The organism is Zavarzinella formosa DSM 19928 (assembly GCF_000255705.1).
Classification (GTDB): Bacteria; Planctomycetota; Planctomycetia; order Gemmatales; family Gemmataceae; genus Zavarzinella; species Zavarzinella formosa.
The window spans coordinates 523165-533767 of the sequence record NZ_JH636439.1; the positions used below are offsets into that span (position 1 = coordinate 523165).

Here is a 10603-nt window from a genome sequence, read left to right on the forward strand (position 1 = left end):
CTGGAGGAGACGTCCGCCGAACTCCTGGACGAATAACGCGTCGGGTCAATTGGCGGGGGGAACCGTCACTCCTGTCGGCGGGGAATTGAGGATGCGGAAATGCCAGATCCCTCCCGAAATGCGTTTGTCCACATTGCCGATCAGATACAGCACCGTTCCCGCTTTCGTTTGCATGAGTTCCTTGACGACAGTGTCGTGGATCGCCGGGATGCTTGCGACGATTTCAGGACCGTTGGCGGCATTGGGGTCCTTGATCGTGAACATGACCTGACTTTCTTTGTGAACGACTTTCAGCACCTTGGCATAAATCACCACCGGTTTGTCTTGATATTTGCTTGCGCCGTCCCCCGTGGCCAAGGCGGCCGAAAGTCCGGCGACGGTGAAAGGAATTGCAGGATTCGGCCCCGCAGACACAATTTCGCATTGCTGAACCGCGAGCGCGTCCTTGCGGGCAATCCCTCGGACGGTCAATTCCTGGCCCTTGGCGAATTCCTTCTGTCCCTGAAACTTGTCCTTGTCGGCCGCCCCCACATGAATGTAAACTTGAAAAGTCGTTGACGTTTTCGGATTGGTGGCTCCCTCCAAACCAATCACAATTCGCGTTCCCGACTTGAAATCCTTGTCCAGATGGACCGTTTGAATCAAGCCCGTCATTTCAACGACTTTGCCGCCGTACTTGGAGCCATAAGCAGTTTCGCTTTTGATGAACGCCTCGGCCAATTCCTTCGAGGTCAGTTTGAACGCAACCTGCCCAAGTTTCACCGGTTCGGGACTGCTGACAGTCTTGTTCTTCGGATCGGCCCCTTTGTCTTGGGGCGTCGGCGAACCGGTTCCGTTGACTCCTGGGTTGGTCTGTGCGGCCTTGTCATCTTTCCCGCAGCCGACGACGATCAAACAACCCGAAAGGATCAGAATCTGGCCATATCGCATGATGGTTCCTTATTGAATTTGAGAGTTTCAGCGGTGAGCACGGAGAAAAAGCAGCACGGTCAGGACGACCGTTGGCGGTTGTGAGTGATGCCCGCCGAAGATCGGGTGGTTGTCACTGCAACTGCACGCCGCCAACGCCAGCATGGCAACAAGGCATTGGTTCGCATTGACGGGTACGTCGGAAGGAAGTTTCAAACGATATCCTGTCACTCCGCTCGCTGATCGGTCACGCGGCCGAGGAACAAGACGGTCTTGGTTTTGGAATCGGTGATGAGAGACAAAAACGGATGATTGAACCGGATCATATGGGCCCGCGACGGCTCGGATTTCTTCGTTGAGCATTCGTCATGCCTTGTTCCTCGCTCCAGACAGGATCATTTCGCCTTCCCCGAAGGCAACTCCACACCCTTGGGAGGCTGTTCGAGAAGACGCACATCAGCGATCCGAATCGGATCGATCTGGTCGATCTCTCCGATGGCGATGACGACGGTTCCGGGTTTGGTTTTGGCCAGTTCTTCCCCGACCTGTTTGGAGGCGAGGAACGTGTTGTAAAACATTTTCAATTCCTTCCCCTTGGCTGATTTGGGGTCGATGACTTGGAACACAACCGTGTCGTCCGCCTTGTTCACTTGCTGAACTTTGGCCTGGAACACCACTGTTTTGTCCTGGTATTTCGTCTTGGCTTCTTCCTTGCCACTGGCGGCTAGCAGTTGGGAGACGGTCACCGGCATCGCCGTGCTGGGAACGGCGGACAGAATCTCGCAATCCTTCAAATTCAGTCCGATTTCCATCACGTGGCCGCGAATCTTGATCTCCTGGTCCCTTGCCAGTTCCTTCATGCCTTGAAAATTGGTTAGTTCGGCCTTTTGAAATAGGCAATGCAAATAATACTTGTGAAAATCAGGAGCTTCCGGCTTGGTGTTCAGCACAAGCTCCACTTGGTCTTTCCCCCGAAAGATGATCGAAAACAACTTGGCAGTCACTTCCGCTTTCTTGCCAACGTATTTGTCCGCATAAGCTTTTTGATCCGCGACGAACGCGCTGGTTAATTCTAAACCTGTCATTTGGAAGTCAGCCGGGCGTGATTTTTCGGCCGCGAGTTGCCGGGCCTTGTCTTGTTCGTCATTTGCGGCGTTTGGCTTCGATCCCCCCGTCCCCTCCTTCCCGCCGCAGCCAACGGCGGAGATCAAACAAACCAGACAAAACGCACCGAGACGCATACGCATGCCAACTCCCACTGATCGAAATGGTTGAAGCGAAATTCGACAGACTTGGTTTCGAGTGAATCTGTCGATTTCTTCAGATTCATCCAGTCAATGATTTGACAACGGACAGGCAAGGAGGCATCCACGATTTTCGTCGGAATTCGGAAGGAATGAAATGAAGGCGACAGGGAAGCCGTCATTCGACTCGCTGGTCTCGCGGATCGGTCACCCGGCCGAAAGACCAGACCTACCCCACTTCCACGTGAGCTTCATGGATCACCCGACCAAGGAACGATGCCCGGTGTTCATTCCGCCAAGTCGGCGTCCGGTTTGAAAATCAAACTCACCCAATGCCCCGAACATCCTCGTTCAACGACCGGCGTGTTGAGAATTGAAACTTCGGCAAACGGAGATCAAATTGGTTCGGCCGGCGTCTGGATCGCCCTCTCCTTCGATTGTTTGGCGGACAGGTTTTTCTCCAGTTTTGCCAGACCGCCAGGGGATTTTGGAAGTGCCAACACCATCTTGAACCGGTCACCGTGAAACGGTATGCTCACCGCCATTCCGTCAGCGAAATCAACCCTCGGCAACCGACCGGGTTCGTAATGCGACATCGTGGGAATGCGTTGGCAGATTTGGAATCAAAATCCTGACACAATATTTTCCCAAGACTATTTCGTCGGTCACGGGCTTCCGGTCATCATTTCCGTCAAGGTGCCATCGGGTCGGAGTCGTTTGAGCCAGCCGTGAAAGCCTTTCTCGATGTCGGGGACGCTTTGGCCGACCCACTTCTCAAAATTGCTTAATGGCTCGCCGCCAGTGTTGATTGCCTTGAGATACAAGTCTCCCTTGGGGCTTCCCAACACGCGCCGGTCGAACATGAGGTAAGAGGCGAAGGCCCATGCCGTGAGGTAGGCTCGGTCGCTGTCGGGGAGTTTCCCGCCATGGGCGACCACGAAACCTTTGGAACCGTTGGTCATCAGATCGGCGATACTGAGCAATTCTTTCTTATCCAGCAAATCTCTGGCCCGCTCCAATCGGTCTTTGTCCGCGTGGCCGATTCGGAGTTCACCCGCCTCGAACACGGCCGTCTCGAACACTTGGGCCATCCCCTCGTTCAGCCAGCGGGGGAGTTCGCCGGGGGTATCCTTCAGGTTTGGCGGGTAGACGAAGTTGCCGACATAAGCATGGAACGCCTCGTGATAGAGCTGCCGAAAGAGGATCTGAGTTGCCTGATCGAACGCCAGTTCATTGGCTTGGGCGGCCTGTTTGATTTGAGATCGGGTGTCCAAAAACGGTTGAAGGTGGCGGTTCAACTCGGGTTTCTTGCCATACAATCGGCGGACTTCCGCTTCCTGTTTGGCCACATCTTCCAGCAACAGATTCGCCTGTTGCCGGAAGCGGGACAAATCCTCGCCGAGCTTTTGCAGATCAGTGCCGCAACAAACGCGGTTGGCGGCCGGGTCGTAGAACGCCGGGTTCTTTAACATCAATCCGGCGGGCAATGCCTTTTGGTAGCCCTCAAAAGATTGGTACACTCGGATGACGGTGGGATTGCCTCCGCGATATCGGGGCGGCAGGAACCCGGCGTAGGCCGCGTAAACATTCTCCAGCCGATATGCGGCCCGTCGAATTATTTCTTCGGGCGCGTCCGAGAGCAGGGAGAAGTAATCCGAATCGTAGCGCAGGCCGCCCCCCTTCTTGCCTCCCCAGTCGCACGACTTCAAATCCATCTTTTCCATGCGGCGGGCCTCGGCCGCCGGGTCGAGTTCGACCAGTTTGGCTTTGACCGCCACGCGGTCCTCGGCCGTGATCTTCTCAATCTTTTCGATTTCGTTGTGCCGAAAGACACAGGTGAACCACACGGTTGGCCGACCGGGGAATCGCCGGACGATTTGGAACCGCACCGCCAGCGGGGCTTCCTCAAGGATGAGGCCCTTGTGAACGATGCCATTCTTGAGTTTGAGGGTGTCGAACGGCCAATCGTTGACGCCGGGAGGGCCGGCCGGGGCCGATATCGCCGCCCACGCGAGAATGAGGATGGCCAGCCGCTCGCGCATAACGGGTTCCAAATCCTCAAAGACCAATCAGAAGGGAGAATGTCAATTTAGCAGCTTGGTGACGGGAATTAAAGCGAAAAGCGAGCGGCCGACGATGACTTCGTCAACCACTCGCTTCGAGGATGTTCGTAGGTGATCGATCCGGCTTACTTGAGCATTTCCTCGGCCCGGTCGATTTCGAGGCGAACGCGCACATCGGGGTCTTGTTTCCCGGTGGCCAGCAGCGCCAGGAACGGCGTGTCCCGCACGCCAATCTTGACCAGACACCGCACACAGGTGGCCCGCACGTTCGCCGACGGGTCGTTGGCGGCGGCCGTCAGCAACAAAGAACGCACGGCCGCCGAGTCGGCGCCGACTCCTTCGGTCAGCAATTCGGCGGCGTTTTCCCGTGCCGAGGGTTGAAGGGCGTTTTTCAGCTTGTCACCCAAGCTGACGATACGTTCTTCCCGCTCGTAATTGCGGGCCTTCGGGGTCGTCTGGCTGTTGTTCACCGGGATCACAAAGCCAAGCGAAACCGGTTCGGCCACGGCGGGCAGGGCGGCCGGCCGGCGAACCATGTTCAACGGGGCGGGTTCGCCGACCACCATTGCGGTGCCGCTGCTCGCGGTCGAAATCGTTTTGCCGGGCATGCCGCCCGTGCCATCAATCATCGCCGTTCCGATATTCGAGGCGGACTTCATCATGTCCGTCGGGACCGGCTGAGGCTGGCGAATGGGATTGGCGCGGGTGACGATGACCGGTGTTTGCACTCCCGGTGCCGGACGTTCTTGATTCTTGGAACCGATTGGAATCAATTCTTGAAGCCGGTGCAACGGGCCATCTCGTTTCGTCGGAGCCGTGGCCAGTGCCGTGTCGCCGGGCTTGGACACATCGTCCGACTTCGCCGGGTCAGCGTTCTTTGCGCCGGTTGGTTGCCGAAGAGAAGAGGCCAGGAGGGGATCGCTGCTCACCGATGGTTTCGGTTGGCTGGCGCTTTCGGCCGGAAGCGGCCGGGTCGCCCCCGAACCGGGACGATCATAGATCGTCAGCACTTCGCCGTTGTCGATCGCCTTCATCCGGTATTCAATCGTGCCGTCCGCTTGCGGCTTGGCCGCAATGATGACGCAACGACGATCCCCTTTTGTCCCGATCCGCACAATGATGTGCTGATCAGGCTTGTAAGCAACGGGGGCGTCCGCGCGGGATTGGAAAGCAATACCGGCAAACGCAAGGGCGGTGGCCAGCCAGCGTGAGCGGAGGACGTCAAACATCGCGGTCCCCGAAAATTACCAAGGAATCCATGAACACGGGAAACATCGGTTGAGCGGGAGGCAACGATCAATTGAGATGCCGCGAGTTGTGAAACTTTGCCGGTAAAATAGGGTGACCTTGCGGGTCCGGTGGAGGCATATCTCCGCTGTCGTCAGTTCAAATAAATAAATTCACTGGAAGCGAAAATTGCCTGGCAAAACCCGGCCCACGCCGTCCGGGCGCGCTTCTCGGGGTCCGGTATCTTGGCGGTCAGGGCCGTCTCGTAAGCGTTGACGAAACGCTCGGCTTCGGCGAGTTCCTCTGCTTTCGGCCGTCGTCCGTAGGCTCGCAAATAGGCGGACTGAACGCGGCTCTCGACATTTGCCGGGTGATCCTTGAGCAATTGTGCCGCCAGAATTTCGGATTGTTGCCGGACGAACGGGCTGTTCATCAAATACAACGCCTGCGGGGCGACCACCGTGTTGGCCCGTTTGCCGTTCGGAACATGCGGCTCGGCCATGTCGAACGATTGGAAAAAGTCGAACACCCGGTTGCGGATGATCGGCAGATAGATGCTTCGCCGTGCGTTGTCATACCGGCTGGCGTCCATCGTCGGATTGCTGGAAATGTAACTGAAGTTTCCGTTGTTCAACAGGCTGCCCCCCATTTTGAGGTCGATGTTCCCGGCGGCGAACAGCATCCCGTCGCGGATTTTCTCGGCCTCCAGACGACGACGGTTAAACCGCCACAACAACCGATTGTCCGGGTCCGCAAGGGCCGCCGCCTCGTTGTGTGTTGAACTCATCCGGTAGGCGTTCGACATCAGAATGGTCTTCTGTAATTTCTTGATGCTCCAGCCTTCCCGCACGAACTGGGTGGCCAGCCAGTCGAGCAATTCCGGGTGGCTTGGTCGTTCGCCCAGCTTCCCGAAATTGTCCGGGCTGCGGACGATTCCCTCCCCAAAGAGGTGCAACCAAATCCGGTTGGCCATCACGCGGGCGGGCAGGGGGTTCTTGGGATCGGCCAGCCAGTTCGCCAACTCCAGACGACCGCTGGCCGACCGGCTGTGGCCGTACTTGGTTTGGTTCACTTCATGCTTGGGAATATCGGAAACCATCGACAGCCCGCCGACCGGGGATTGTGATTCACCCGCCAGAATGCGCGGGAAGACGGCCGGGGCCTCTTCGCCGGGGGTCAGGTAACTGCCGCGAATTTGCACGAAGAGACTGCGGGGTTTGCCGTCGGCCCGCACTTCGCCGTATTTGGCCCCCTCTTCGACCGCCAGCACGGCAATCGTCGGCGGGGCCAGTTTTTGCATGGCCACGATTTCCCCGTTGAGGGAAGAGATGGTGGCCAGTTCCGCCGGGTAAAACGCCTCCGGATTCGCGGGGAGCGTGGCTTTCAGCGCGTATGGCCCGTTGGCTTCCGCGAGGATCTTCTTGCCGGTTTCCGAACCGGTCAGCGCTTGTTGATACTTCTTGGCGAACTCGGCAAGCGTCTTCGCGGGCGGGCCTTCCAATACTTCCTTCGGCATGGTGAATTTGGCGAGGATCGGGGCTGATGCTTCCGCAAAGCCTTCGTCGGGAAGATCACGCACGGCCAGCCACGGGGCGAAGAACGGATCTTCTTTCTTCCGCTTCAAATACTCGGTCCAGCCGGTGATGAACTCGGGGATCAATTTGCGGGCTATGCCCACATCCGGCACGCTCCCGGCGCTGGCCCGGCCGGAGCCGTTTTTGCCTGTGGGCAGGGGGGGCATGACGGCGATCTTGTCGAGATGCGGCAACAAGCCGACGCCTTCGATGGAGATTGTGTTCTTCCCCTGATTCAGCGGAATGCTGCCCTCGGCTCGCCATGTCTGGTGTTCTGGGTTCCAACCGCCGGTGGTGGCCTTGGCCGCCTCCTTCAACACCAGCTTACCGTTTACACTGATGCGAATTGGCCGGCTTTCGAGGGAGGCGTACCTCAGTTCCAGTTCGTAATCCCCGGTCTTCGGAACGCTCAGGCTCAGCGTCGCTTTGTTGTTCTCCGGCTTCAAACTGTAGATGATGCCGATGCCTTTGCCGAGGGCGTTCGTGTCTTTGTCGGCCGTGCCGGTGCTGTATTTTTCGGCCTCAAGCACGACTGTTCCGGGCGGGTTGTCCTTGGTTTGCCCCATGCGCGCCACCCCGGCCGTTCCCTTCGCATCGGCGGCCGCGAGGAGATATTCCCCGGCCCGTTCTTTTGCCTCCCGCAACAGGCGTTCTCGCAATTCCTTGGTGATCTGTTGCACCTCGGCTTCCTTAGCGGCAATCTTCTTCGCACGGGCCTCGGCCACGGCGGGCGATTCTCCGGTGGGCAACGACCGTTCGTAAGCGGCGGCGACGGTTGAAAGGTTCTTCATCGTGCGCGTGCTGGTGAAGATGCCCAACAGACCGTAATAATCCCGCGTCGGGATGGGATCGAACTTATGATCGTGACAGCGGGCGCAACCGAGGGTCAGGCCGAGGAATGCTTTCCCGAGGGTGTCCACCTGTTCGTCCGCGATGTCGAGTTTCATCTTCTGCTTGTCCGGTTCGGCCAGTAGCTTCGGACCCAACACCAAGAAGCCAGTGCCGGTGATCCGGTCCGGGTTGGTGTTCGCGTCCGGCAGCAAGTCCCCGGCGATCTGTTCTTTGATGAAGAGATCGTAGGGTTTGTCCTCGTTGAAACTCTTGATGACGTAATCGCGATAGCGGAAGGCATTGGCGAACGCGGTGTTTTCGTCCAAGCCGTTCGAGTCCGCATAGCGGGCGATGTCCAGCCAGTGCCGGGCTTGTGATTCGCCGTATTGCGTGCTTCGCAACAGCCGGTCCACCACATGTTCCCAAGCGTGGGCCGAGTTGTCGTCCACGAAGTCCAAGATTTCCTGCGGCGTCGGCGGCAGGCCGGTCAGATCGTAAGTCACCCGGCGAATCAGCGTCCGGCGGTCGGCCGGTTTCGCCGGGGTGAGTCCTTTGGTTTCGAGCTTTGAGAGAATAAACGCATCGACGGGGTTTTTCACCCAATCAACATTCTTCACGGTTGGTTCCGGTGAATCGGTGACCGGCTGGAAGGCCCAGAATTTTCGTTGTTCCTCGGTGAACAGTTGGCCCGGTTTTGGCTGGCCGGTATTTGCGTTCGCTCCCGATTCCGGCCATGCGGCTCCGTCCTTCACCCATTTGGTGAAGACAGCGATATCGGCCGCGGGAAGTTTCCCTTTCGGCGGCATCTTGAGGTCGTCGCTGGTGTAATGCAATCCCTTGACCAGCAGACTTTCCTCCGGCTTGCCGGGCGAGATCGCCGGGCCAGTGTCTCCCCCCTTGAGCAGTTCGGCCCGTGTGGTCAGCCGCAGACCGCCCCGGATTTTCTTCTCGCTGGCCCCGTGGCATTCCACGCAATGAGTGGTGAGGAGCGGCCGGACGCTCTTCTCGAAGAATTCAATTTGCTGGGGGGTCTGGGCGTTGGCCGAGATGGAGCCAGCCAACGACAGCGAGAAAACAACCAAGCCGCGACCGAACATGGATGGCGGGCCTCAATGATGCGTGGATGAAAAACGGAAACGCGGAAGGCGGGGCCGACCATTGAAGTTTATCGCATCAATGATCGGTTGCAAAGTTGGACATTCAGCGAAACAAGGATCGCTGGTTTAGGCCAGCATCTTTTTGACAACCTCGCCGTGAACATCCGTCAACCGGAAGTCGCGACCTTGGAAGCGATACGTCAATTTGGTGTGTTCCAGCCCCAATTGATTCAGGATGGTCGCCTGCAAATCATGAACATGAACGCGGTCCTGAACCGGCGAGAAACCGAACTCGTCCGTTTCGCCAAGGGTGAACCCGGCTTTCACGCCGCCGCCGGCGAACCACATGGTTCCGGTGTCGATGTGGTGATTTCGGCCGACGGTGTCGCGGGCCTCGCCCATCGGAGTGCGGCCAAATTCCCCGCCCCAGATCACCAGCGTGCTGTCCAGCAGGCCCCTCTTCTTCAAGTCTTGGACAAGGGCGGCCATCGGCTGATCGACTTCCTTGCAAACCTTGTCGAGTCCCTTGTCCAGATTGTTGACGGAGTCCCCGTGGTGGTCCCAATCGGTGTGGTAAAGCTGAACAAACCGCACGCCTCGCTCCACCAACCGCCGGGCGAGGAGGCAATTATTCGCAAACGAGGCCGCCCCGGCTTTGGCCCCGTAGGCATCGAGCGTTTTCGCGTCTTCCTTGGTCAGATCGATCAGTTCCGGGGCGCTGGTCTGCATCCGGTAGGCCATCTCGTAGGAGGCGATCCGGGTGGCAATCTCCGGATCGCCGGTCGCGTCGAGACGCTCGCTGTTTAACTCTTTGACGGCATCAATCACATCCTTTTGCCGATTGGAAGAGACTCCCGTTGGCGACGACAGATTGATGATGGGATCGCCGCCGGAACGGAAGGGAACACCCTGAAACGTCGTCGGCAGGAAGCCACTCCCCCAGTTCAACACGCCGCCGCGCGGACCGCGCGGGCCGGATTGGAGGACGACAAACCCCGGCAAATCCGTGGACGCGGACCCGATGCCGTAAGTTACCCACGATCCGATGCTCGGCCGCCCAAATTGCGGCGACCCGGTGTTGAAGAACACTTTCGCCGGGCCGTGATTGAAGACATTGGTGGCGACGGTCTTCACCATCGTCACATCGTCCACGATCTTCGTGAAGTGCGGCAGACATTCGGACACCCATGTGCCGCTTTTGCCGTGCTTGGCAAACTTCCGTTTGGTGCCGAGGAGTCTTGGCTTTTCTTTGCTAAAGGTGTCCATGAAGGCGAACCGCTTCCCCTTCACAAACGAATCGGGAATCTGTTGGCCGTGGAGTTTCTGCAATTCCGGTTTCGGCTCGAACAATTCAAACTGGCTCGGCCCCCCCGCCATGAACAGGAAAATGACCGCCTTGGCCTTCGGCTCAAAGTGAGGCTTCTTCGGCGATAACGGATTGACACTCGGAGCCGCCAACCCATCTTGCGCCAGCAACGACCCAAGGGCCATCCCGCCAAGACCGATGCCACAGTCGCGGAAAAAATGCCGCCGAGTCGGTTGTAATAAATTGTTGTTCATGACATCTCGCGTCTCGAAACTCGGAATGACTTGCAGGAATGACCAATGACCAATGACCAATGACCAATGACCAATGACCAATGACCAATGACCAATGA

The 10603-nt window shown here is 57.9% G+C and carries 7 protein-coding genes; all 7 read right to left on the minus strand.

Annotated elements, in window-relative coordinates; all coding sequences use genetic code 11:
* Positions 1-45 precede the first annotated feature (45 nt).
* Positions 46-930 carry a hypothetical protein gene (locus BGIM_RS0103095; RefSeq protein ID WP_020468333.1) on the minus strand — a complete coding sequence of 295 codons (885 nt, stop codon included), beginning with the start codon at positions 928-930 and terminating at the stop codon, positions 46-48.
* Between the two features lie 206 nt (positions 931-1136).
* Entirely contained in the window at positions 1137-1298 is a 162-nt protein-coding gene (locus BGIM_RS68150; RefSeq protein ID WP_157368774.1) for a serpin family protein, read from the minus strand.
* Positions 1299-1304: 6 nt separating this feature from the next.
* Positions 1305-2156: a hypothetical protein gene (locus BGIM_RS0103105; RefSeq protein ID WP_157368581.1), complete on the minus strand. Its 852-nt coding sequence runs from the start codon at positions 2154-2156 to the stop codon at positions 1305-1307.
* 662 nt (positions 2157-2818) lie between these two features.
* Positions 2819-4195, minus strand: coding sequence for a DUF1570 domain-containing protein (locus BGIM_RS0103120; RefSeq protein WP_020468338.1), 1377 nt, complete (start codon positions 4193-4195; stop codon positions 2819-2821).
* A 146-nt stretch (positions 4196-4341) separates the two neighbouring features.
* Positions 4342-5445, minus strand: a complete 1104-nt coding sequence (locus tag BGIM_RS0103125; RefSeq protein ID WP_020468339.1) for a HEAT repeat domain-containing protein — start codon at positions 5443-5445, stop codon at positions 4342-4344.
* Positions 5446-5597: 152 nt separating this feature from the next.
* On the minus strand, positions 5598-8945 hold the full coding sequence (locus BGIM_RS56865; protein WP_020468340.1) for a DUF1553 domain-containing protein: 3348 nt from the start codon (positions 8943-8945) through the stop codon (positions 5598-5600).
* 126 nt (positions 8946-9071) lie between these two features.
* Positions 9072-10505 (minus strand): DUF1501 domain-containing protein, encoded by a 1434-nt coding sequence (locus BGIM_RS0103135; RefSeq protein ID WP_029629696.1) that lies wholly within the window; start codon positions 10503-10505, stop codon positions 9072-9074.
* Positions 10506-10603 lie beyond the last annotated feature (98 nt).